Source organism: Clostridioides sp. LIBA-6622 (assembly GCF_056716095.1).
On sequence record NZ_CP196998.1, the window covers coordinates 3,271,011 to 3,296,938 of the forward strand.

The 25,928-nt window shown below is 28.2% G+C and carries 20 protein-coding genes and 2 riboswitches; of the genes, 5 read left to right on the plus strand and 15 right to left on the minus strand.

Annotation, left to right across the window (positions count from 1 at the left end; translation table 11 throughout):
• Positions 1-104: 104 nt before the first annotated feature.
• Positions 105-638 (minus strand): dihydrofolate reductase family protein, encoded by a 534-nt coding sequence (locus tag ACTG47_RS15360; RefSeq protein ID WP_479925182.1) that lies wholly within the window; start codon positions 636-638, stop codon positions 105-107.
• A 315-nt stretch (positions 639-953) separates the two neighbouring features.
• Here ACTG47_RS15360 and ACTG47_RS15365 point away from each other — a divergent pair, with 315 nt between their 5' ends.
• Complete coding sequence (locus tag ACTG47_RS15365; RefSeq protein ID WP_479925183.1) at positions 954-2,066, plus strand: alanine racemase; 1,113 nt, start codon at positions 954-956, stop codon at positions 2,064-2,066.
• A gap of 234 nt (positions 2,067-2,300) precedes the next feature.
• On the opposite strand, the gene ACTG47_RS15370 is transcribed toward ACTG47_RS15365, so the two are convergent.
• The 3 genes from ACTG47_RS15370 to ACTG47_RS15380 are packed head-to-tail and all read right to left on the minus strand — an operon-like array spanning position 2,301 to position 4,645.
• The gene (locus tag ACTG47_RS15370; protein WP_479925184.1) at positions 2,301-2,810 is read right to left on the minus strand and encodes a nucleoside recognition domain-containing protein; all 510 of its coding nucleotides are present in this window, start codon (positions 2,808-2,810) and stop codon (positions 2,301-2,303) included.
• 1 nt (position 2,811) lies between these two features.
• Positions 2,812-3,459, minus strand: a complete 648-nt coding sequence (locus ACTG47_RS15375) for a nucleoside recognition domain-containing protein (protein ID WP_479925185.1) — start codon at positions 3,457-3,459, stop codon at positions 2,812-2,814.
• A 13-nt stretch (positions 3,460-3,472) separates the two neighbouring features.
• Positions 3,473-4,645 carry a M20 family metallopeptidase gene (locus tag ACTG47_RS15380; RefSeq protein WP_479925186.1) on the minus strand — a complete coding sequence of 391 codons (1,173 nt, stop codon included), beginning with the start codon at positions 4,643-4,645 and terminating at the stop codon, positions 3,473-3,475.
• Between the two features lie 263 nt (positions 4,646-4,908).
• Between ACTG47_RS15380 and ACTG47_RS15385 the strand changes: the two genes are divergently transcribed.
• Positions 4,909-6,270 (plus strand): hypothetical protein, encoded by a 1,362-nt coding sequence (locus tag ACTG47_RS15385; protein ID WP_479925187.1) that lies wholly within the window; start codon positions 4,909-4,911, stop codon positions 6,268-6,270.
• Positions 6,271-6,519: 249 nt separating this feature from the next.
• On the opposite strand, the gene ACTG47_RS15390 is transcribed toward ACTG47_RS15385, so the two are convergent.
• From ACTG47_RS15390 to bilQ, 4 genes are all read right to left on the minus strand, one after another.
• On the minus strand, positions 6,520-7,359 hold the full coding sequence (locus ACTG47_RS15390; protein ID WP_479925188.1) for a MerR family transcriptional regulator: 840 nt from the start codon (positions 7,357-7,359) through the stop codon (positions 6,520-6,522).
• Positions 7,360-7,674: 315 nt separating this feature from the next.
• Positions 7,675-8,205 (minus strand): flavodoxin family protein BilS, encoded by a 531-nt coding sequence (gene bilS / locus ACTG47_RS15395; protein ID WP_479925189.1) that lies wholly within the window; start codon positions 8,203-8,205, stop codon positions 7,675-7,677.
• Between the two features lie 89 nt (positions 8,206-8,294).
• Positions 8,295-9,389, minus strand: coding sequence for a bilirubin reductase (bilR, locus tag ACTG47_RS15400; RefSeq protein ID WP_479925190.1), 1,095 nt, complete (start codon positions 9,387-9,389; stop codon positions 8,295-8,297).
• Position 9,390: 1 nt separating this feature from the next.
• Positions 9,391-9,837: a bilirubin utilization transcriptional regulator BilQ gene (gene bilQ, locus ACTG47_RS15405; protein ID WP_479925191.1), complete on the minus strand. Its 447-nt coding sequence runs from the start codon at positions 9,835-9,837 to the stop codon at positions 9,391-9,393.
• A 298-nt stretch (positions 9,838-10,135) separates the two neighbouring features.
• Here bilQ and ACTG47_RS15410 point away from each other — a divergent pair, with 298 nt between their 5' ends.
• Both ACTG47_RS15410 and ACTG47_RS15415 read left to right on the plus strand, forming a co-directional pair.
• On the plus strand, positions 10,136-11,326 hold the full coding sequence (locus tag ACTG47_RS15410) for a pyridoxal phosphate-dependent aminotransferase (protein WP_479925192.1): 1,191 nt from the start codon (positions 10,136-10,138) through the stop codon (positions 11,324-11,326).
• A gap of 165 nt (positions 11,327-11,491) precedes the next feature.
• Positions 11,492-12,454 carry a DMT family transporter gene (locus ACTG47_RS15415; protein ID WP_479925193.1) on the plus strand — a complete coding sequence of 321 codons (963 nt, stop codon included), beginning with the start codon at positions 11,492-11,494 and terminating at the stop codon, positions 12,452-12,454.
• Positions 12,455-12,572: 118 nt separating this feature from the next.
• Here ACTG47_RS15415 and ACTG47_RS15420 read toward each other — a convergent pair whose 3' ends face one another.
• From ACTG47_RS15420 to ACTG47_RS15445, 6 genes are all read right to left on the minus strand, one after another.
• Positions 12,573-13,235: an anthrax toxin lethal factor-related metalloendopeptidase gene (locus tag ACTG47_RS15420; RefSeq protein ID WP_169465035.1), complete on the minus strand. Its 663-nt coding sequence runs from the start codon at positions 13,233-13,235 to the stop codon at positions 12,573-12,575.
• 99 nt (positions 13,236-13,334) lie between these two features.
• Positions 13,335-13,420, minus strand: a riboswitch (cyclic di-GMP riboswitch).
• A 184-nt stretch (positions 13,421-13,604) separates the two neighbouring features.
• Positions 13,605-16,535, minus strand: coding sequence for an SrtB-anchored collagen-binding adhesin (locus ACTG47_RS15425; protein ID WP_479925194.1), 2,931 nt, complete (start codon positions 16,533-16,535; stop codon positions 13,605-13,607).
• Between the two features lie 111 nt (positions 16,536-16,646).
• Positions 16,647-16,732: riboswitch (cyclic di-GMP riboswitch) on the minus strand.
• Positions 16,733-16,857: 125 nt separating this feature from the next.
• Positions 16,858-18,036 carry a cation diffusion facilitator family transporter gene (locus ACTG47_RS15430; RefSeq protein WP_479925195.1) on the minus strand — a complete coding sequence of 393 codons (1,179 nt, stop codon included), beginning with the start codon at positions 18,034-18,036 and terminating at the stop codon, positions 16,858-16,860.
• A 208-nt stretch (positions 18,037-18,244) separates the two neighbouring features.
• Positions 18,245-19,864, minus strand: coding sequence for an alpha/beta hydrolase family protein (locus ACTG47_RS15435; protein WP_479925196.1), 1,620 nt, complete (start codon positions 19,862-19,864; stop codon positions 18,245-18,247).
• Positions 19,865-19,940: 76 nt separating this feature from the next.
• Positions 19,941-21,023, minus strand: a complete 1,083-nt coding sequence (locus tag ACTG47_RS15440; RefSeq protein WP_479925197.1) for a polysaccharide deacetylase family protein — start codon at positions 21,021-21,023, stop codon at positions 19,941-19,943.
• Between the two features lie 363 nt (positions 21,024-21,386).
• Positions 21,387-22,253, minus strand: a complete 867-nt coding sequence (locus tag ACTG47_RS15445) for a LysR family transcriptional regulator (protein ID WP_479925198.1) — start codon at positions 22,251-22,253, stop codon at positions 21,387-21,389.
• Positions 22,254-22,379: 126 nt separating this feature from the next.
• Between ACTG47_RS15445 and ACTG47_RS15450 the strand changes: the two genes are divergently transcribed.
• The gene (locus tag ACTG47_RS15450; RefSeq protein WP_479925199.1) at positions 22,380-22,919 is read left to right on the plus strand and encodes a prolyl-tRNA synthetase associated domain-containing protein; all 540 of its coding nucleotides are present in this window, start codon (positions 22,380-22,382) and stop codon (positions 22,917-22,919) included.
• A gap of 111 nt (positions 22,920-23,030) precedes the next feature.
• Here ACTG47_RS15450 and ACTG47_RS15455 read toward each other — a convergent pair whose 3' ends face one another.
• Positions 23,031-25,805, minus strand: coding sequence for a calcium-translocating P-type ATPase, PMCA-type (locus ACTG47_RS15455; RefSeq protein ID WP_479925200.1), 2,775 nt, complete (start codon positions 25,803-25,805; stop codon positions 23,031-23,033).
• Positions 25,806-25,928 lie beyond the last annotated feature (123 nt).

The window sequence follows — 25,928 nt, forward strand, 5'->3', positions numbered from 1 at the left end:
CTTATATGTTAACATATTTGACAAGTAATGTCAATTCATATAGCCAAAAGTCTTTTAAATGCTTTATTTCATAACGTTATAACAAATTGGCATGTACTTTATTTTTACTTTTTACTGTATTCTAATTTTACAAGCTCTCCAATATTGCTAGCTTTCTTAAAGTTTAAATTAGTCTTATTTATACCAGATTTAAACAATGGAATCCCTTTACCCAATATTATTGGCAATATATAGATATAATAATCATCAATTAGATTATCTTTCATAAATAATTTTACTATGTCACTTCCCCCAACTATCCAAATGTCTTTTTTATCGTTCTCTTTCTCAAGTTGTTCAATTAATTTTTGAGGTTCTAAATTTGTATACTTTACATTTTCAGTTGTTCCATTAACTGTATTTGAATATACATAGCACTCTTTTCCTTTATAATACCATTCATTAGGACTAAGTTCATTTGCAACTTGTGTATATGTTGAGTTTCCCATAATAATAGTATCAATTGTATTGTAGAAAGTATTATAATCTTCCTCCTGTTGAAAATCTGGATGTATCTCATCTAAAAAACCTACACTACCATTTTCCTCAGCTATATATCCATCTAAACTCATTGCAATGTAAAGTACCACTTTTCTCATATTTGCTACCTCCAATATTTATAGTGTGATTATTCTATGTAAATATCACTTTTTTACTCATTCTATGATACCCTATTAATATTTTCTAAAACAAATTTAAATAAAATTTGTTTTAATTTTAAAAATCATTATATAAATAATTTAAAAACACAATAATTTATTGAAAATTCCAATTAATCTAAATAAACATTGCTCTCACTTAATACTGGTTCTATAATATAATTATAAGATATTAATATTGTAAAGCTATTATTTTAATATAATGGCTTTAATACTTATAATTAATTTTACTTTTGTTGAAAGGTGGTAAATGACATGAAAATTTCAGAAATTGCTACTCCAAGTTTTTTGCTAGATTTAGACCAGTTAGAAAAGAATATTGATACAGTTCAACAAATTTGTTCAAAAAATAATAAGCAACTTTGGCCTATGCTTAAGACACATAAAAGTACTTACATTGCAAAACTTCAAAAAGATGCAGGAGCTACTGGATTTCTCGTTGGAACACTTGATGAAGCTGAAGCTTTAATGAAATCTGGCTTTGAAGATATTATGTTGGCTTACCCTTACATGGGAGATGCAAATATAAATAGAATCTTATCTATGGCATCAAAAATAAATTTAATATGTGCTACAGATAATTTAGAGTGTGCTAAAGCTTACAGTGAAGCTTTTTCTAAAGCTAAAGTTGAATGTAAATTACTTATTATTGTAGATTGTGGCTTACATCGTTTTGGAATTGAACCAGAAAAAGTGGTTGAACTTGCTACTGCAATCTCAAAACTAGAAAATGTAAAAATCATTGGTATAAGTTCACATCCAGGTCAAGTCTATGGTTGTAGTTCTCCAAAAGAAGTTCCAGATGTATGTATTCAAGAAGATTCCTCTATGAATAAAGCATACAAAGCTTTGACTGATAGTGGTTTTAATATAGAAATTGTAGCTTCTGGTAGTACTCCAACAGTTGAAACTGAAGCTGCTTCCAAAACTATAAATGCTATAAGACCTGGAAACTATGTATACTATGATGCTATACAAATAGCTCTAGGTTGTGCTACTGAAGATATGTGTGCTCTTACTGTTATGTGTACTGTAATCTCAAAAAATAGCAATGGATATTATTTAGTTGACTGTGGAAGCAAATGCCTTGGACTTGATAAAGGTGCACATGGAAATAGTAGTATTATTGGATATGGTAGAGTTTGTGGACATCCAGAACTTACTATTGATTCACTTTCAGAAGAGGTTGGAAAAATTAAAGTAAATGGTGAAACTAATATAAAAATTGGTGATAGAATAAGAATTATCCCTAATCATTCTTGCTCAACTGCAAACTTGACAAGTAATTTATTAGGTTTTAGAGGAGACACAATAGAGAAAGTTATCAAAGTTGATATACGAGGAAATTCACAACAAATTCTACTTTAAAAACATATTTATATTAATTTCAAAATATATTTAATATAGTATCAGTATTAAAATTTTTTTAAAATTATAAACTCTAAAAATTATGAATTTAAAAGAAGTTTACTAAAAATGTATTTTAGTAAACTTCTTTTTTAATTAATATATTAATTACTGTACACTAATTATTAATGTTTCAATTCTTGTATATACTGATTCCTATACATACTTTATACTTAAGTTATAATTTCATTTTGTCTACATTAATCCCATAACAGTAAGTAAAACCCTTACTATCAACATTCCTACTACTGCATCAAATATAGGAACTGCCAACAATAACATTCTATACTTCGTACTAGCATTCGCTACAAGTACTATTCTTGCATAGTGACCAACTAGAGTACCCATTAACATACATGGCATAATTAATATAGTTGCTTGTGGTGCAGTAATTAAACCTTGTGCAAATAAGTTTGCTGCTGTTGCTGCTCCTGCTGCCTTAGCAAAGAATGCTGCTATCAAAACTACAACTGATTCTCCAGGTAGTCCAAAAATACCCATTACTGGTCCAAAAACACTTCCTAAAATATCAACTAGTCCAGTTAATTGTAAAAACTGTACTATTACATAACCCATTATCATAGCTGGTAATATTTGTTCAACACCTATGTAGAAACCTTTTTTTGCTCCTCCCATAAATGTTTCAACAGCAGTTTTCTTAGGTTTACTATTTGCAATTGCATTTCCATTAGTTTGTTGACTCATATTACACAGCCTCCTTCATCTTAGTCTTTTTATTTTTTATACTTATAATTAATCTAACTAGATTTGCACCAAGTATCTTACAGAATATCTCTATAAGGATTATTGGACCTAATGCCAATAATGCTATTGGTAAAAGTGGAGCTTGAGTATTTATTGTGTTTAATATAACAGCTGAACCAGCATATTGATATGCTACAAATATAGTTCTTTCATCATCAGTTATTTCTCCACTTTCATATAATTCTTTTGTCATTATTGAAGCAACATCTGAACTAGTAAATGAAGATACAAATGCTATACCTGCTATACCAGGTATGCCAAGTATAGGTCTAAGCAATGGATTGAATATTTTTGATGCTGCTTTCATTCCTCCCATAGACTCAACTACATCTATAAGACCTACAGCAAAACAGACAGTTGGTATCAAAGTTAGTGAAAATAAGAATCCATCTTTTGCTCCAGTTCCTCCTTTACCCATAAAATCTACTCCATCTGATATAGTACCAAATGAACCTGTAAGGTTTGCAAAGTCTAGTGCTTTAAGAAATCCATGACTATCCTTAAAAATTCCTGAAAATAATACTATCAATATAAATAAAGACAAATACCCTTTCCATGTTACCTTATTATCTCCAGTTGTATTATCCATATAAAATCCCCCTTTATACCTCAAATTTATCTAAATTTAAAATAATTGTAGAAATTAATTTCACTCTTTCAAACATCGAATTTACTAACGCATATTCTCTTGATGTATGATTCCATTCTCCTCTTACACCAAAAGAACACATTGCGGGAACGTTTGCAATCGTCAAATAACTGGCATCTGAACTGCCTCCAAGTCTCTTAGCATTTAACTCTCCAAACCCATTTTCTTTCGATACTGTATTTACGAATTTATGAAATCTCATAACATCTTCTGTAGTCTCAAATGCCATCATTTCACTTATAAAGTCAACTTCTGTAGAAGTTCCCTCTATATAAGTTTCTTTACATATTTCTCTAATTCTTTCCTTAACATTCTCCATTTCTTCTACTTTTTCAAATCTAAGGTCTACTTCTATATTACAATCCTCTGGAATAGAATTTGATACTCTTCCTCCCTTAATTACACTTACACTTGCTGTAGTTCCAACCTCAAGGTTGGTCAATTTCTGTATGCGTAATATCTTATTAGCCATTTCTTCTATAGCATTTCTTCCACCTTCAAAGTCATTACCTGCATGTGTCTCTACACCTTTTACATGTACATTACATCCTATTCTTCCTTTTCTACCCACACACAAGCTATTGTCTACTAAGCCAGTTTCCATATTAAAAGCGCAAAGGCCTCCTTTTGCTTCTTTTAATATGACTTCTCCACCAGTTGAATCCTTATGTCCTATCTCTTCATCCCCAGAAAATACTATTTTTATTGGTCTTTCTTTGTATCCTATTTTATTTAAAGCTTTGATAACATATAAAGCAATTACTATTCCACCCTTCATATCTAAAACACCTGGTCCATATGCTTTTCCCTCTATTATTTTAAAAGGATTTTCACCAAATGTACCTATTTCAAATACAGTATCCATATGTCCTGAAAAAATTATTGGCTTTTTATCTATATTAGAACCAAGTGTTCCTATAAGTGTGCTACCATTATCTCCAACATCTACTAGTTCACAATCTAAGCCTTCTTTTTCAAATTCAAGCTTTAATCTATCTGCTAACTTATTTACACTTTCTTTACAATGTGTATAGCTTTCTATATTAACAATCTCTTTCCATAATGAAACTATTTCTTCTCTACTCTCATCAACAAACTCAGAAATCTCATTTAAATATGTATTCATAATAATCTCCTTCATTTTTTAATAAAATATATTCCTTTCCTAAAACTAAGCTTATTTTAGGAAATTTTAAAAGACTAGTCCTTAAATACAAAATATCACAATTATTTTTATCAGTCAACATTTTTTTTCTATATTTTTTGTATTTTCTGATTTTTCTTTCAATTTTCATTTTGTAAAATAAATTGACGCGTTTTATCTACTATTATAAAATGAGGATATAAATTGATTAATTGTAATACTCTCGAAATTTTAAAGGAGGTTTTATGAAATATAAAATTGGATTTTTAACAACATCTTATTTTATGTCAGACAAGTACAAACAAGCTCTTAATGAACTAAAAAATATTTGTGAAATTACATTTATTGAGCTTAAAGGAGAAAATCCTTTTAGTAATTTACCTACTATATACAATGAGCAAGTAGATAATTTTGATGGATTTGTATGTAGTGGTATAGTTCCATATAGCGAACTTGTAATAAACATAAAGGACATAAAAGTACCATTGAACTTTTTAAAACTTGATGAAAGGGATTTTTATAAATACTTATTTAAATTATTAAATAATCAAAAAGATATTGATTTCACAAAATCATTTATGGATTTTTTAAGAGAAGACAATAATTATTACGATATTTATTCGTTAATAGATTCTAATAAATGTCCATATACAATTAAAGATTTTAATATTCCTCAACCTGTATATGACTTTAAGAAATTAAATGATAAATTATTGGAAATACACTTAGATTTATTGAAAAATAATAAGATTAATCTTTCTTTTACGCGAAATTACATCATTAGTTGCGAACTTAATGAGCTTGGGTACAATTGTATATATATGGTTCCATCTACTGAATCAATCTTAAATACATTTAAATCTCTAGTGAATGAAATAACATTACAAAACTTAGACAAAAATAAATCTGCAACTTGTATAGTTACAGTAAATAGCTCAGAATATATAAATGAAGATTTGATATTTAAAAATGATGAGATACAAAACCAAATATATAATACCATCTTAGATTCGCTATCAAAAAATGGTTTTTATGGAGTTCAAGTCAAAAAAAATGATATGAAAATAGAGATACATACTACTAAAGATATGTTAAATAATATGACCAATAATTATACAGACTTTTTTATTTCAGAAGACTTAAAAGAAATTAAGTATAGCTTAAATATTGGTTGGGGTATTGGAAATACAAATATTCATGCAGAACAGAATGCTCGTCAAGCTAATGGTAAATCAGCTTCTTTAGGTGGAAACTGTACTTTTATAGTAAATGATACTAACAATACTATAGGGCCTTTATATTCAAACAAGAACTATCATGATATTGAAGAAAGCTCATTAGCTAATAAAGTTGCTTCTTTTATACCTCTATCTAATACTAATGTATCTAAAATTATGTGCATGATTAATGACAGAAATTCAAATAATGTCTCAGCAGAAATACTATCAGACTATATGAATATAACTCTTAGAAGTGCAAATAGAATATTGAGTATCTTATATAAAGCAGGAATTGCAACCATTGTAAATACAAAGCTTGATAATCAAAGAGGAAGACCAAAAAAAATATATAAAATTGACTTCTTGTCTTTTTTAAATAAGATGTAAATACCTAATTTTTAACTTCTTTGATAAAAAATAATATATTTTTTCTGACTTTAAATAAGTAAAATTTTCAAATCTTGTTAGAAAATTTTACTTATTACTCCAAATTACATGAATATTTCATCAATATATAAAACTATAGAATTTATTAATTTGCAAAATGTTTTCATATATAAATAATAAAATATAGTAGCCACTATAATCTATAATTTATAGTGGCTATTTTTTATATCATCACTTTCTACTAATTTTTTAAAATTGATTATCTTTTTTAAACAGTTTATACCATCCTATTATCAGTAAAACAATAAATACAAGTACATCTATAAAGATGATTACTGTAACATGCTTGACAATATTGCAAATAAAAAATATAGAAAATACTTCTATAGACAAAGCTACAAAACACAAAAAATTCGTTAAATAATCTGCAATAATATCAATATAGAAAGTATGTATCTGTAACCATCTCCATATAAATGGACGTAAAATAAATCTAAACATAACACAAATAACAGGATATGCATAAATAAATTTTTTGTCTACATAGTTAGCTACACCATTATTCCATTGCACAGGAATCTGTGATGGTAACTTTGGAAATATTATTATTGCAATCAACAAACAAGCAAGAGTAATAAATCCCCAAGTAAATTTTCCTCCCCACATATATAAGAAACTTACAGAATCCAATTTAAAAATAGTTTTGTTTTTATTCCAGTATTCTGGTAACTTAATTACATACTCTTCTACTTTCAAATTTAAATAAGTTAATTCATCAGATTCTAACATTGTTTCACATATACTTTTAGCATTTTCTAAATCGGATATTTGAGTTTTAAGAACTTGCTCTTGATTTTCAAGAACTTCATATAATGACACTTTCTGTAATATAATATTACGAATATCCTCAATAGAAATTCCTAATGTACGTAAATATGCTATTTTTTTGATATCCTCCACATTTTCATCTGAATATTCCCTATACCCATTATTTTCATTACGAGTTGGTTTAATTAGAAACTCTTTCTCATAAAAACGAATATTAGAACGAGCTAATCCTGTTTTTTCTTCAACTTCTTTAATTGTCATTTTTAAACACCACCTTCTCATTCTACTAAACTATAACTATGCTCTAGTTTTACATACCTTCATTCTTTATAATGATTTATGATATCTTAAAATCAAGCTCTTTATCTGCTATAATTTTTTATACAATAATCTCTTGTTCTATATCTAAAACTAATATCTAAAACTAGGTTATTTTCTATAAAGTACACTATAAACAAGGTTTACAGTCAAGTATTTTTACTATTTCTTTGATTTCATAAAAAAAGCATAGCAAATCATTTGCCATGCTTTTTTATTTGATTACTGATTCTATATATCCTACTTAATATTTATCTACTATATTGTACTAACCTTACTCATAACATCTTTTGCAAATATAACAGCTTCACATATCTCCTGCTCATCTGGATGACTTTGAGACTCTTCATGATTATTTAACTGTTCACGAATATGCTCATTCTCGGGATGAAGCTTTAGCATCTCTTCATATTTTACTTTCAGCTCTTCTGCTATCTTCCCTTGACATATAAATGAACCTAAGTTTTCATTGTCTTTTGAAACGATTGATTCTATCTTTTTTATAATATTGGCACCATAACTTCCTTTTGTACTAGCTCCCATTGTTCCAAATAGGGCTATCTTTTTGTTGTGAATATTTTCAAGTACTTGTTTTGAATTTTTATCACAAATTCCCTTATCCACCCAATATCCTAGGAATACTATATCATAATTTTCATAGTTAATACTATCATCAACTAATTCACCTATATTTTTAATGTCTTTTTCTCCTTGGATTGCATCATATATAGAATAAGCAATTTTTTTAGTATTTCCAGTCAAACTTGAATATAAAATTAAACTTTTCATGATATACCCTCCTATTTATTTAGATACTTATCTAAGCTTACCAAAAATATATTAATATTAACATATTTTTTAATTGATATAAATATAGTCTAATCTAATATACATCCAAACTGAGAACGTGTTTGTAATGCATCTGCACATTTTTTATTACAATAACAGCACCTTTTAATATCCTCTACTCTTCCATCTTTTACTTTTTGTAACCAATTACTATCTGCTAATAATTGTCTTGACATAGAAACCATATCTACTCTATTATCTGAGATAATATTTTCTATAAAATCTGGACTAGACAATTTTCCAACTCCACATACTGGAAGATTTGTATGTTTTTTCACTTCATCAGCTAAATATAAAAAACATCCTTCATCTTTAAAATAAGGATGATTCTTAGTTGGTATCGTATCTTCTAATTTTGAATGATTTGCAAGTGTTACATGAAAACTATTTACACCTAATAATTCAAATTTTTTTACAAAATACCCAACCTCTGAAAGTAAAACTCCTGCATTACCGTAATGAGGGTTTTCTTGTCTTATCACAAGTTTATAATCTATTGGAATATCCTTAATCTCATTTCGAATGCTTCTTATTATTTCACTTGCAAATCTACTTCTATTATCACATGTTCCACCGTATTCATCATTTCTATTATTAAATATACTTGAAGAAAAACTGCCTATCAGCCTATCTCCATGAATCTGAATCATATCAAATCCCGCTTTTTTTGCATTCAATGCTGCTACTTTAAATAAATCTATAATATCCTTAATTTCTTCTTTTGACATATTTGTTATGTAATCTTTTACTCCATTACTCATGATTTTTTTAATATCATCATGTGAAGTAACCCCTGCCTTCATAGTATCTTTAATCAAATTAATATCATAATCTGAACAAAATATCTGTGCTGATACCTTTGCACCAGAATTGTGTATTTCATCTACAATTTTCTTATACTTTATTACCCCTTCTTCATCAGATAAACTCAAAGCCATCTTATGAAAACTAGGTCTAACAGATACATCTCCTAAAGTAATCAAAGCCACACCTGATTTGGCAATATCACAAAGTTTTTTAATTTTTTCTTCAAACTTGAGACTCATACTTGTAGGTGCAAATGATACTCTATTTTTCAATTCTAAATTGCCAATTTTAATTGGCTTTAACAAATTGCAATACATCCTATTCTTCCTCCACTGTTGTCTTTATATCTTTTACTACATGTAATTTCTTAACTAATTCTTTATACTCTTCATCCGAGAACTCTTTTCTTATATTATTATCCCATTTTGAAAATATATTTTTTATATCTCCTAATACTTCCTCACCCTTATCTGTTACTCTAAGCTGAAAAGCTCTACTGTCATTGGGATTTTGAATTTTTTCTATGTATCCATCTTGCTCTAATCTAGATATAGTTCTTGTTGTATGTGCTTTATCTACTTCAAATTCTGTTGAAACATCATTCAAAGAGCAGTTTCTATTTTTATTGATATAAATTAAATAGAAATACAAACCATTCGTAAGTTTGTATGGCTTTAAGCATTTTTCGCAATAAAGTTTAAAATTTTTTTGTAAATTACAGATAACATACGACAAACTTTCATACTGTAAATTTTTAAAATCCATCTTAAATTTCCCCTCTATAATATATTTGACTATATCAACTATATTATATTAAACAATTAATATAGTCAATAACATTTTACTTTATTAACATAACTTTTATTAATTTGTTAAAAATTTATTCTGCCAAATAATTATGATTAGGTTGAAACTGGAATTTTTAATACTCACTACACATAAATATATTTTATATAAAAGTTTATATTTTCAAACAAATAATTTTTCGAAAATTGTCTAAATTCTGTAAAAATATGATAATATATACATAGGCAATATAAATCTATAAAAGGGAGTGTTACATATGATATCTAATAAAATGCAAACTTTAGTTGCAAACAGCTCCGTTATAAGAGCTATGTTTGAAGAAGGAAAAAAACTTTCTGATATTTATGGAGAAGAAAATGTTTTTGATTTTAGTATAGGAAATCCAAGTGTTGAACCTCCAGAGACTATTAAAGCAGTTATAAATGATATTTTAAATGAAGAATCTCCAAATCTAGTTCATGGATACATGAATAATTCAGGATATGAAGATGTAAGAGATGCTATTGCTGAACATATAAATAAAAAAGATGGATTGAACCTTACAAGAGAAAATTTAATTATGACTTGTGGTGCTGCTGGTGGTCTAAATATTATTTTAAAAACTCTTTTAAATCCTGATGATGAGGTTATTGCTTTTGCCCCATATTTTGGTGAGTATAAAAACTATACAGAAAACTATGATGGAAAGTTAGTAGAAGTTCCTACAAATATAGAAACTTTCGAACCAGATTTAAATGCTCTAAAAAATGCCATTAATTCAAAAACAAGAGCTTTAATAATAAACACTCCAAATAATCCTACTGGTGTTATCTATTCTGAAGAATTATTAAAAAACCTTGGAGAACTATTAGACTCAAAGCAAAAAGAATTAAATACAAATATATATCTAATTTCTGATGAGCCATATAGAGAAATAATTTATGACAGTGCTAAAGTGCCTTGTGTTCTAAAATATTATAAAAATTCATTTATAGGATACTCTTATAGTAAATCATTATCTCTACCTGGTGAACGTATAGGATATATTGTTGCTAATGGACAAATGGATGATTTTGATGATGTTATATCTTCATTAAATGTTGCAAACAGAATACTTGGATTTGTAAATGCTCCTTCTCTTTTCCAAAGAGTTATTTCAAGAAGTTTAGATGCTGAAGTTGATGTAAACATCTATAAAAAGAATTTTGACCTTTTATATAATAGCTTAGTAGATATGGGATTTTCTTGTGTTAAACCTAGTGGTACATTCTATTTATTCCCAAAAGCTCCAATTGAAGACGATAAAAAATTCTGCAATGATGCAAAACAGTTTAATTTATTATTAGTACCAGGTTCTTCTTTTGGTTGTCCAGGCCACTTTAGAATATCGTATTGTGTGTCTTATGACAAAGTTAAAAGCTCTCTACCAGCATTTGAAAAATTAGCTAAACTTTATAATTTAAAATAATTGAATACTGTAATTCAAATAATTAACTACCTTAGTATAGAATTTAAACATTCTATACTAAGGTAGTTTATAATTTTATGTACTATATTTATATACCATATTATACCAATATACTTGAATATTGTAATCTATAGTACTAATATAAATTACAAGGAGGTGTTTGAATTGAAAAAAGGTTATGTTTATATAATACTAACCACCTTATTTTTTAGCTCAATGGAAATTAGTTTAAAAACTGTTACTAATGACTTTAATCCCTTACAAATAACTCTATCAAGATTTTTTGTTGGTGGTTTAATCCTACTACCTTTTGCCATAAAAAGATTAAAATCCCTTAATCTTTCTATTACAAAATCAGACTTAAAATACTTTGCATTTCTAGGTTTTATGTGTGTAGTAGTAAGTATGTCATTGTACCAACTGGCTGTTCTAAACACAAAAGCATCTGTAGTTGCTGTTTTGTTTAGTTGTAATCCAGTATTTGTAATGCTTCTAGCTTACTTAATTTTAAAGGAAAAAATTTATAGGCACAATGTAATTTCACTTATTTTAGAAGTACTTGGAATTATAGTTATCATAAATCCATTGCATACAAAATTAACTCTTAGCGGAATATTCTTGACATTATCTTCTGCTATCATTTTTTCTATGTATACTGTATTTGGTAAAAGAAAGACTTTAAAATTTGGTGGAATAGTTGTAACTTGCTTTAGTTTTATATTTGGAAGTTTAGAAATGTTAATATTAGTTTTACTTACTAAAATTAATTTTATAGCAGATATATTAAATAAAAATAAACTTCATGTATTTGCAAACGTACCTATTTTTAGTGGCTATACTTTACACAATATGCCTATTATGATTTATGTATTTGTATTTGTCACAGGTGTTGGTTATGCGCTTTACTTTATGGCGATGGAAGCTACATCTACTAGTCTTACATCTCTAGTATTCTTCTTTAAACCAGTAATATCTCCAATACTTGCATTATTAATACTTAAAGAAATTATCCCTATTAACATGGTTATAGGAATTTTATTGATAGTAATTGGTTCAATAATTTCTATTATCCCTACGATAATTACTCAAGCACATAATAAGCACGTTGAAGCCTTGTATAAGGAGTAGTAACTTATAATCTATCATAATACATAAGGCAAATTTATTAGCCTTAAACGAAACATAAAAGAGATGCTATCATAATAGCATCTCTTAATTTATATTTATTTTAAATTTTTAAAATTCTCTATTTAGCTAAGTTTTGTAAAAAACTATAAGTTTGTGGACAAGCTGCTTTTAATTTACTATTTGTATCTTGATTTAAATAATAATATGCAAATGCTTCTGCGAAGAATTCTTCTGGATATACACCTAAGTAATTTACATTACCTAAAGAACGCCCTTCTTTAGCAAATATTTGTTTAAACTGTGCTGATTTAGAAATATCATTTAATGCGATATGGTCTACTGCATGTGCTGTTTCATGTAATTCTAAGTTTATTGCATCATGACCTTTACCTTTGTTACTAAATCCAATTCTAAGAGCTACTGAACTTCCACCTAAACCAGGAACATCATCCCAAGTTTTTCCAGTGCCTTCCCAACCCTTAGGAACTACACCTTTTAAATAAGCATATTCTTTTTCATCTGTTAATTTTCCACTTAATAATTTTATTTTTAAATTATCTTGTTTTAAAGCACTTAAATATTTTCCATCTATATTTGCTAATCTACTTACCATAGCATTAGCTTCATTTTTATTGTAATTTCCAGTTGGAAGAACCACTATTTGACTAAGTGTTTCTTTATTTTTTTGTGCAGTTGAACTATCTGCATGTGCACTTACTGGAACTGAACTTATTAAGAATATTGATATTATGGCTATTAATAATTTTTTACTTGGTTTCATATTATTCCCTCCTTTGAGTTAGGCCGGGAGTAATAAATTTCAAAATAAAAAAGATACCCAAGAGTATCTTTGTATATACAAAAAGAAATTTTTACTCTTTTCGGCAACTGGCTGGCGTAGTTTACTAAACTTTAGCCCCTATAGCTTTGCGTGACTAGGTTTCCCTAGTTTTGCCTCATTTAATTTTATATTTATATTATAGCTTATATCTTTCTAATTGTCTATAGATTTTTGGATTTTTTTTCTAAAAAATTATTATTTTTTTACATAATCCTTCAAAAAAAAATATCTTCTAACAATATTTTCACTATTAAATATTGTTTTAGAAGATATTTTTTAATATTACTTATATTTTTATAATGTTAGGGTCTAATTTGTATTCTTGTTTCTTCTTAAGATAATAAGCCCTATAATCGCTCCTAAACCTAATAGTATTTCTCCAGTAAATGTAGTATTGTCTCCTGTCTTTGGTGGTACTGGTGGATTTACTACAGTGTCATTTTTCACTTTATCATTCTTTTCTTCTGATACTGATGGTTTTACTACTTCTGGTATTGGAACAATTGGTTTAACAGGCTTTTCTATTACATCATCTGATGGTGGTACTGGTGGATTTACTACCTCTGGTATTGGAGGATTCACCACATCATCTGATGGTGGTACTGGCGGATTTACTACTATTTCATCTGCATCAGATGGTTTTGATGGTTTTCTCGGTTTATCTGTACTTGGTTTATCTGTGTTTGGTGGTACTGGTGGATTTACTACTGGTTTATCTGGATTTGGTGGTACTGGCGGATTCACTGGTGGATTTTCTTGTTTTATATTTTCTATATTCCCTATATCCACAATTCTACCAATATCTTTATTATCAATATTAACTTTGATTTTATCCTTTAGTTTTTCATATCCACTTGGAGCCATCATTTCCACTAAATAATATGTTCCTGGTCTTTTTACACTAGATTGAATTATACCATCTTCATCACTAACTAAATCCTTAACTACTACATTTCCAGATACATCTTCTAAATTAAATTTAGCACCTGAAAGTGCATTTTTATCTAAAGAATCTACTTTTTTAGCTTCAAAAGCATAACCTTGCTTAGTAGTTTCTACTCCAGGAGGACTTGAGCCATTAATCTGAGCTACATTTTGTATAGTCTCTCCAACTTTTACATCTGTGAAATCAGCATCGAATGTAACCCAACTTTGCACAGGTTCACCTTCTTTTATCTGCTTATATTCATATTTATTTACTAATCTTATAGTATTTTTTCCATCTCCAGCTTCTTTTTTAAGTTCAAGATTATCAGAATATTTTATATTAGATATTTTTAGAGCTGGATTTACTTCATCCAAAAGATTTACTTGCCCTGCATCATAAACTCCATAAGTTGACATATTTATTTTGTATTTAACAATCTGACTGTCATTATTATTTAAGACTTTCTTATCAACTTCTTTTTTTGCACTTATTAATCCAGAGTTTTTCTTAAAACTTATCTCATCGCTTTTATCAACTTGACTGTTATTTGCATCAAGAATAGCTCTATTTGTATAACTATCTTCAATACTAATAACCTTTAATGTATAAGCTATATAAAATTTTGATTCTACTTCTTCTTTACTAAGATTAATTGTAAATCCAGTTATAACTTTATCTACTTGACCACTTTCATTTCTTTTTTCTTCTACTTTATACGAAATGTTGTTTGCAATTTTTTCTTTACTCCAAGGAGTCCAGTTACCATTCATTGGAATTTCTACAACTCTAAAATCATGTCCAGCCTCTCCTGTTGTAGTTAATCTCATACCTTCTGGTATATTGTCTGTTATAACAACATTACTTATTGGTGACTTATCATCATTTACTGAAATCTGATAGTTTATTACTTGACCAACTTGAGTAATATTTGTTGCTCCTGAATGCCCTTTAGTCAAAAGATAATCACTACCTCTATCAAAGATACTTACAGTAGCATCATCTTCTTGTACCTTCTTACCATCAGATTCTATCCTAGCTACATTTTTATACTTATTGCCATGTTTTGCATTTTCGTCACTAATTCTAGCTTTGTATTTAACAGTATATGCTTTATCTATATTTCCAAAATTAACTGATATAGAATTTGCACTTTGTTCAATATTAAAATCACTTACTTCTTTTCCATCACTTGTTACTACACTTACAGAATTATTTACCAATGTCAACCCTTCAGGAAGCTCATCATACAAAGTAATATCTTTCAATTCTTCCTGTTTTTCATTTACTTGTATACTATAATTTATGTCTTTGTTTTTAACTGGCATAAATACTGTAGTTGATTTTCTGCCTTCAACAAGCTTCTTAAGTGTTCCTTTAGACTCTTCTTCTTCACCTTTATCTCCAGGCTTTATTTCTACATCCACATCTCCACTTCCACTTTCTATTTTTCCAGTAGTTTCAATATGAATTTTTGTATTTGTCTCTTCATCAACCTTTTTAACATATGCTTCTAGACCTATTTTTCCTTGCATTATACTTTGATCATTAGGCAGTTCTCTAAATGTAAGTGTATATTCTCCATTACTTTCTGTTTTATCGAAGCATTCACTTGTATAATCTAAATTAACTTTATTAAATACATCTGGCACATTGAAAGTTATTGAATCACCTGCTTGTATTCCCTTTGATGTTGGAGTATAAGTCAAATTAAATGATATTTTTTTCATTGATTCAGTTTCTATTGTACTGTTATTAACTTTTATAATAAATCCATAATCTTTATTCTCTTCATTAAGTTCTTCTTCTAAAGTTTTCAATAAATTTTCATCTTCTAATGGCTTCTCTTCTTTTGGAGTTTGCTCTGTATTTTTATTGTCTAATGGCTTTTCCTCTTCTGGAGTCTGCTCTGGCTTTTTATTATCTGATGGTTTTTCCCCCTCTGGAGTCTGTTCTGGTTTTTTATTGTCTGATGGCTTTTCCTCTTCTGGAGTCTGCTCTGGCTTTTTATTGTCTGATGGTTTTTCTCCCTCTGGAGTCTGTTCTGGTTTTTTATTGTCTGATGGTTTTTCTCCCTCTGGAGTCTGCTCTGGTTTTTTATTGTCTGATGGCTTCTCTCCTTCTGGAGTCTGCTCTGGTTTTTTGTTATCTGATGGCTTCTCTTCTCCACTTGATGAACTAGTTGAGTTATTTTGAATCTGACTGTTATATCCTAATTCCGAAGCATAAGATACAGTTGGATAGATTGTAGATACTACCATACTTAAAATCATAATTAAACTTATTAATAATGCCTTTTTATTTCCCTTCCTCATATAGATTTCTCCCCTCTATACTATCTATAGTTTATAAACTTCCATTGATATCTCATTTAAAGTAACTTTCAGCAAAAACCATATAAAAAAGGCCATGAAAATAAATAAATTTATATCCATAGCCGGTTGCACCACTGACTCAGTATGTCCATAAGGTGCCCAATAATAGAACATACATCAACATCTCTATAATATTTTATAAAAAACAATTAAAATTGTTATATCCATACTAAATACAATTATATATTTATATTATATAATGCCAATATCCTCTTGTCTATATATTTTACATTTTTTTCCTTATAATAATTTCAATTAATCATTAGATAAAATCTTTATCTACCACAATTACACAATTATATTCAGGATTCATATCCTTAACTAATTTAGTTATATCTTCTTTTAAATCTTCATCTGACATATTTTTAGAGAATTCAGAAGGATTAACTACTATATCAAACACTAAATTTTTCTTACTTCCCTTTCCAACTATTCTGAAATCATGCATAGATTTTACAAGACTATTTTTCTTAAGTATTTCTTCAAGTTCTTGCTTTGCTGACATAACTTCTTCATCTTCAAGACATATAGGGTCCATATGAATTACTAAATACATATCTAATTTTTCAGATATTTCTCTCTCAGCAGTATCTATAATTTCATGAATTTCCATTATGTCTATATTTGATGGAATTTCTGCATGTATAGATGCTATACATCTCCCAACTCCATAGTTATGAATTATTAAGTCATGTGTTCCTATAATATGTTCATAAGATAATAATGATTCTATGATAGATTTTACCATTTCTTCATCTGGAGCTTCTCCTAGAAGAGGATTTATAGTATCTTTTACAAGAGAAAATCCTGCATAAAGTATTACTAGTGATACTACAATACCAACATAACCATCTATAGGTAAATTAGTAAATTTGGCTATGACAAATGATATAACTACACAACTTGATGTAAATACATCTCCTAAAGCATCAAGTGAAACTGCTTTTAATGCTGAGGAGTTAATTTTATTTCCCATAAATTTATTAAATTTACTTAGCCAAATTTTAATCATTATAGATGCAATCAAAAGTATAAGTGGTATTACTTCAAACTTTATAGGAACTGGATTTACTATCCTTTCCACAGATGACTTTATAAATTGAAGTCCTACCAACATCACCATAAATGCTACGATTAATGCTGATAAATATTCTATTCTCCCATGTCCAAAAGGATGCTCTTTATCAGCTGGTTTACTTGCTAATTTGAAGCCTATCATAGTTATTGCTGAAGATGCCATATCAGAAAGATTATTAAATGCATCAGCCATTATAGCTATACTTGATGTGAGCACACCTATAGATACCTTTACTACAAATAAAATTAAATTAGATAATATACCTACTATACCAGCTACATAACCATACTTATTTCTAACATCTTTATTTTGAACGTTTTCACTATCTTTGATAAATGTTTTGACTAGGATTTTTGAAAACATGAAACTTACCTCCTTGTCCTCTATTTTATTGACAAATTTTAGAATATATACCTTTATTTATGATAACATAATTCGTATATATCAATAAGATATTATTGATTTTATTTTTATACATTTATTATAAAATGGATGTATTTTTAGTTTAAATTATCGAATTCTAATAAAACTAGTCCTAGATATTTTATAATCTTATCTAGGACTTATATTATTATTTTATACCAACTATTTTATTTATCATAATTGAACCTGTTTCTGGATTTTCAAATTCAATTTTAACACCCTTTATATTAGATAAATCTATGTTTTTAAACTTATCAATAGGTATTATTGTATCGCTTATTGGAGTATATCTTGACCAAAACTCCATAAATTTACCTTCTAAATATTCGTCTCTTATAGCTTTCCCTTCAAAATACTTCATAGCAGACACTTTATCATTATCCAAAGTTACACTACTTTCTTTTCCTTTAGAATCGATTAAGCTAAGTTTAAATGAAACTATTTTATCTTTACTATTTAATTCACTAGGAGAATTTAACGCCCATCTAAATTTTAATGATGAGTAATCTTCTAAATTCTTGTTATTTAAAGGTAATTCTATTTTTCCATCTTTAGACTTCCAATCAACTTCCAATAAATCTAAATTTTCACTTGAACTTATATTATTAAAAAGTTTTGCAGTATCTTTATCTAATCGTTCTGAGTCAACTAACTCTTTTGTATCAACATTACTTGAGTCTATATCTTTAAATAATTTTTTATTGAATAATTCTACAGAACCATTATATTTAACTTTATTTAATGTTTGATACCCATACATCTTATATGGCAACCCCTTTTTACTAAAAATAGGTGATTCACTATTATCAAAATCAAAAATAGATTTCATATAGTCAACTGCATAATTAGAAAAGAAATCTCTATGTTCTTCTTTCCCTAATTTTTCAGGATAGGTTCCATCTGTATCTCGTGGTGGAGAGAACTCTTTTTCTCCTAGAACTGCGTTATATGCATTGTGATTCCCACCTACTAAATAAGTTAATCCCAAAGGACTTTTTCTGTTTTTATCCAAGGATATATTATAAAAAACATCATCTCCACTATGGATAACATCTCCATCATACTCTGATACTATTATTGCTGTTGGTACATCTGGAAATTTCTCTATTGGACTATTATAGGCTGGTGTAAGTGATATAATTCCTTTTATCCCTTTAAATCCTTTTTGTATTTGGTCTTGTGCTATTTTTAATACTCCAGAACCAGCTACAGAATGACCTATAAGACCAATATTATCTAAATCAACTTTGTCTTTAAGATATATTCCAAATCCATTTTTATTGCCATCATACGCATCTTGAAAAGCTTTTATATAAGCTTGAGTTAAATATGTTATTCTCTCGTTTTCTACAGGTTCTCCATACTGAAAAGTATAGTTTACTGAAGTATCAATAGACACTCCTATAATACCATTTTTCGCTAAATCCTCAGTAAGATACTTAAATCCATCTTCAAAATCATTTTCTCCATCTCCATGTTGCCCATGAAAGATTAATACTATAGGTGCTTTTTCTTTTATATCTTTAGGAGCTGATATTATACCTTCTATCTTAAAAGGTATCGTCTTTCCTCTTACAACCATTTCTGATGTTCCCAAACTAAATTTATTAGATTCAATGTTATTATCACTATTTTTTGTTGATTTTATCTCATATCCTATTTTTTCATTTGAAGTTACATTGGAATTAGATTTATTTGTACAACCTGCAAAAAGAACACTTATTATTGATATAGATAAAATCATACTAATCCATTTTTTTGATTTCATAAATTTATTCCTTTCTATATATCTATTTAAATACTATTTATTAGATTTCTAGTAAATCTTCTTTATACCTTCATACTTATTTATTAATCTTTCTAGCATTATAATCTATAATATTATCTGCATTATATAAATCTAAAAATTTATCTTTTTTATTTAATAAAGTAATACCATCTATATTTCTTCTATCAGTAATAATTAAATTTTTATCCTTATAAATTTTTTCGTATGATATTGGACCTACACCTGCAAAAATCGTAAATCCTTTTGACTGAAGATATTCTAAGCCTTCAGATGACTCATCAGGAAATTCACCATATGGAGGTATATATATTTTTGTTTTTCCAACAACTGATTCAACTTCCCTTTGCCATTTAACAGTATCATCTTTAAGCTTTTTTAGAGAAATTTTTTTGAGATTTGGATGCCCATAGCTATGACTAGCAAATTCCCATCCATTTTCTTTTAGCTTATAGACTACTTTCTTGCATTCTTTTAATTCATCATTTCTATTTGGATAATCTCTTTGAATTCTATAACCTAAAATACCTTCAAATCCAGTTACTGCTAAAACTCCTTTTGCATTATTATGAGAAAAGTCAGGATGTAGTTTTACAAAATCTTCAATTAAAGGAACCATCTCTGTTTCTGTACTAATAATGTATTTGCCATCTGGCTTTTTAACATATCCAGCCAACCTGTTATGTTTATCTAGAACAATTTTTTCTGTTATTCCATTCCCTAACATATATTGATTATAATTTATATCATCTATAGATATAATAATTGGTTTTTTTCCTTCTGGTAACAATAGTTTTTTTCTTACTGTTAGCTTTTTACCATCAATTTCCTTTTCCTCATATACATCTTTATATGACACAAGTATAAAGTTTCTTTGATATAAGTTATCTATTATTTTTTTAAATTCTTTTGTAGTAACAAACCATTTGGAAAATGTTTTAGATTCATAATCACCATCAAACGCCATTTCTGGATATACGATTAATGGGTGTACAAATACATGTTCAATCTTACCTTTATAATAGTTACTTATTTTCTCATTATTTTTTTCATATTCTAAATTTGTATCACAAAAAGCATACGAAAAATTGCTGATGGACATAATTATAAATATCGATAATATTATAAACAAATTTTTCATAATATTTCTCCTTCAACATGCTTATAAATAATCAGACCTATTATATTAGAATAAAAGCCTCTTATTTACATTCTTTTTATTTATTATGTTTAATTTGTTTATCACTATACACTATATCAAAAGTAACTTTAATCTAAATTTGTATTTATAATCAATTTAATACATTTATATCAAGTTTTGTATGCTCTATTTATTATGATAGTATAATTTTCCCCAAGTATTATTTATAATATGATTTTTTTATTTATAATATATTTTAATTTGAAACTCTAAAGATGTATCTTTTTATAAATATTTTATATATAAAACAGTTTTTCAATTGATTATTTTTGTATTTTATTTTGATAAATTATAAGTTTATATTTATTTATACTTTATATAATCTATAAATCGCTTAACTGCAAGTGAGGTACTCTTTTTATCTCTTAACGCCATACCAATATTTCGATAAGCTGGTACTTCCAATTCCTTTGCCACAATACGATAAGGAATACGTTGTAAAATAAGTTGTGGCAATATACTAATACCCAAACCACTTTCCACCATAGACATAATTGCATAATCATCCCATGTCGTAAAATGAACTTTAGGAGAAATATTATGACGTTCAAATATTTCAGAGATTTCTGTTTTGGCACCTTTTTCTAATAGCATAAAAGGATAATTACAAAGTGCATCAATTGGAAAGTATTCATACTCTACAAGGGGATGATTTTCAGGTAAAACTACAAGTAATTTATCTTGTTCTAAAAAAATAGTCTCAAACTCTGGAAGTGTAGGAAGTCTCAAAAAACCACAATCAACTCTACCATCTAAAACCCAATTCTCTATTTCTGTATAGTCACCAAGTAATAATTCATAATCAATATTTGGATAGTCCTTTTGAAACTCTCTAATAATATTCGGAAGCCAGTGAGTTGCCACACTTGAAAATGTTCCTATTCGTATAATTCCTGACTTCAATCCATTCAATTCCTCTACTTGCATTTGTAGTTTATAATATTCATTACATACACTTTTAGCAAATGGTAATAATTTCATACCATCAGAAGTTAATCTTACCCCAGAACGCCCACGTTCTAATAGTGATACCCCCCATTCTTTTTCTAAATCATTAATCATACGACTAATACCAGATTGAGAATACTTTAATATATCTGCTGCCTTTGTAAAACTTCCATATTCAACAGCTTTAACAAATGCCCTATATTTTTGAATATTCATATCCATGTTATATACACCTCATATCTATCTGATTTTATCATCTTTTATATGATAAACATTCGCTTTTATAATTTATAACCTTATGATACACTATGCCCATAGGATTTTAAACGGAAAGGAATGAAATAAATCATGTTTTTTGTAAGTGATATTTATACAGAAGCACCTATTAAATTTGATACTCCACTACAAAAAGAGGTATACAGAATATTACAAAATTTGGATATTGAATTTGAACGAGTTGATACAGATGAAGCAATTACAATGGAAGATTGTGTTCAAATTGACAAAAAATTAGATATGAAGATGGTAAAAACTCTATTTCTTTGTAATAGACAAAAAACAGCTTTCTATCTATTTATTATGCCAGGTGATAAACCCTTTAAATCGACTAATTTTAGTAATGCATTAGAAGTATCTAGAGTTTCTTTTGCCCCTGCTGAATTAATGGAGAAGATGTTAGGAACTAAAATCGGTGCAGCGACTATTTTTAGCACTATACTTGACAATGACAATACTGTACAAGTTGTTTTTGATAAGGATGTTGTCAATGAAGAATGGTATGGATGTAGTGATGGCACTACTACCAGTTACATGAAAATTAAAACAAAACAAGTCATTCACAATTTTTTACCTTTTGTAAATCATAACCCATCTATAATCGAATTTTAAATTATGTATTAGAGAAACAATCTATATAATTCTAAAATAAGTCAGAGATACCTGTGTAAAATACAAAACCGCAAAGTAATATTATATATGTTACTTTGCGGTCTCATAAAATTAACTTTTACTACTAATAACTCTAGTTCTACTATTTTTTAGAGTTCTAAGGATTAGTTTTACAAATTCGTTTGACAATAAAATGGTCGATGCAAATAGTATTATCTTTATCCACATATTAAAATCTAAAGAAACAGAGTTAAAGAAGCTCTGGAATACTTGTGTAAATATTATCTGGATTATACCTGTAACAACTATTATTTGTAATGCCAACTTATTCTTAAAGAAATTAGGTATTGTACTGTTAAAACCAAACTCTCGGCAATTCAATGCATTAAAAAGGGCACTGAATGCAAATAAAGAAAATATAACAGTACCTTGCTCATCTGGTGTGGCTCCCAATATATTAAAAGCTGATTGTGTAAATACAATTGTAATTATAAGGATAGCATTTATAATAATGTTTATAGACATAGACCTAGCTATTATTCCAGAATGTCTATTTATTGGTTTTCTTTTCAATACATAATCTCTAACAGGTTCCAATCCCAATGCAAGAGCTGGAGGACCATCCATTATTATATTTACCCATAATAATTGTATGGTAGTAAATGGCATATCTTTACCAGTAAGTTGAGATATTATAGCAATTATAAATGCTACTATATTTACAGTAAGCTGGAACTGTATAAATCTTTGGAAGTTTTCATAAATACCTCTTCCCCATTTTATTCCCTCGACTATGGTACTAAAACTATCATCAGTCAATATTATATCTGCTGCGTTTTTAGATACTTCTGTACCTGAGATTCCCATAGCAATACCAACATCTGCTTGACTGAGAGCTGGAGCATCATTTATACCATCACCTGTTACAGCTACAACCTCACCGCTTTTTTGAAGTGCAGAAACTATTCTCATCTTTGTATCTGGTTTACTTCTTGCTACAATAGATATTCCTTTTATTTCTTCTCTTAACTCTTCATCAGTCAGTACATCTATATAAGTTGCTTCAACTGCCTTTTTCCCATCACTCAATAATCCTAATTCATCTCCAATAGCAGTTGCTGTATTAATATTATCACCTGTAAGCATTTTTACATCTACACCTGCATTAAATGCCTTATCAATAGACTCTTTAACCCCTTCTCTCAATGGGTCTACTATTCCTACAAATCCACTAAATACTAAATTTTCTTCCTTCTCATAACCTCTTGGATTTCCTATTAAATTTAATTCTCCTTCTGAAGTTATTGCAACTTCTGTTCTAGATTTAGTCATCTTTTTATAAGCAAATCCTAAGGTTCTCATAGATTTAATTTGTAACTTTTTAATTTCATCCAAAATACCTTTTTCTATTTTTGGTGTTATTGGAACAATACTTTTTCCTTGTTGCACATAAGAACATTTCTTTAATAATACTTCTGGTGCACCTTTTGAAAGCAGTACATCTGAGTCCTCTTGACGAATTAATGTTGACATTTTCTTTTCTTCTGAACTAAAAGGTATTTGTGATATTAAATAAGTTTGTTTTCTCATTTCATTATAGTTTTTATCATTATGATATAAAAGTAATGCACACTCTGTTGCACTTCCAATATACTTAAATGAATTTTCTTCCTTTTCTATATCGGCAGTTGAATTCACTATACAGTTTTGTTCAAAATAACTATTACTTTGATATTCTCCACTACTTATATACTTACCATCAACATATGCTACTTCTACCATCATCTTATTTTGTGTTAAAGTACCTGTCTTATCAGAACATATTACAGAAACAGAACCTATAGTTTCACAAGCCTCTTTCTTTGTTACTAAAGCATTTATCTTTGCCATCTTTTGCATCGTTATGGCTAAGGTAATATTTATCATAGTTGGCAGACCTTCTGGAACAGTGGCAACTATTAAAGCAATACAAACCATATATGCATTCTTAGCAGGTTCTAATGATTGTAAAAAAGACAAGATACTGCTTGTATCCAAAATCAATAGTCCTTTTCTCTGCATTTGTATAATCATAAACATACACAATAAAGTGGCTATTACACCTGATATTCCTGCTATTTTAGCTCCTAACTTACCTAATTTAATTTGAAGTGGAGTTTGCTGGTCATCATTTGATAAGTTCTGTGCTATCTTACCCATCTCTGTTTTATCACCAATGTGAGTAACAACCATTATTCCCCTACCATATGCTACTAGAGTTCCCCCAAATACCATGTTAATTTGTTTTGCAGGTATTGTATCCTGTTCGATTATTTCTGTTTTAGAATAAACTACCTCCATATCCAATATAGCATCAGCATTTTTAGCTACATCATCAGATTCTCCTGTTAGCATATCTTCTCTAAGCTTCAAATTTATAGATTGTATAAGCCTTCCATCAGCTGGTATCATATCTCCTGTTTCTATATATACAATATCTCCTGGTACTAAGTCATTTTTTGATATTTTAACTATATTTCCATCTCTAAGTGTTTTTACTTCTATATTCTCGGTTAATTTTGATAGAGCATGAGCAGCTTTTTTAGATTTTCCTTCAGTTATTATACCTATAGAAATACCAATAAAAATAGCTCCTAAAATACCTAATGCATCATGTAATTCTCCCACAAATGAGCTTATTACTGCTGCCCCTATAAGAATTAATATCATAGGTTCTGTCAAACTTTCCCCCAACTCGTCCCAAAATGTTCGACCTTCTTTTATGGTAAATTCATTTAATCCATATCTAAGCTTTCTCTCTTCTACCTCATTATCATCAAGTCCAACTTCTGGATTTGTTTTTAAGTATTTTAATACTTCTTTGGTAGGTTTATTATAATACCTCATAACTTTATCCCCCTTGTTAATTATCTATAGAGAATTATATGCTCATGATAGCTTGTATATTACTTTTGAAAAAAAATAAGGAGTTGTCTCAAAATTGATTTTTTCAAATCAAATTTTAAGTTC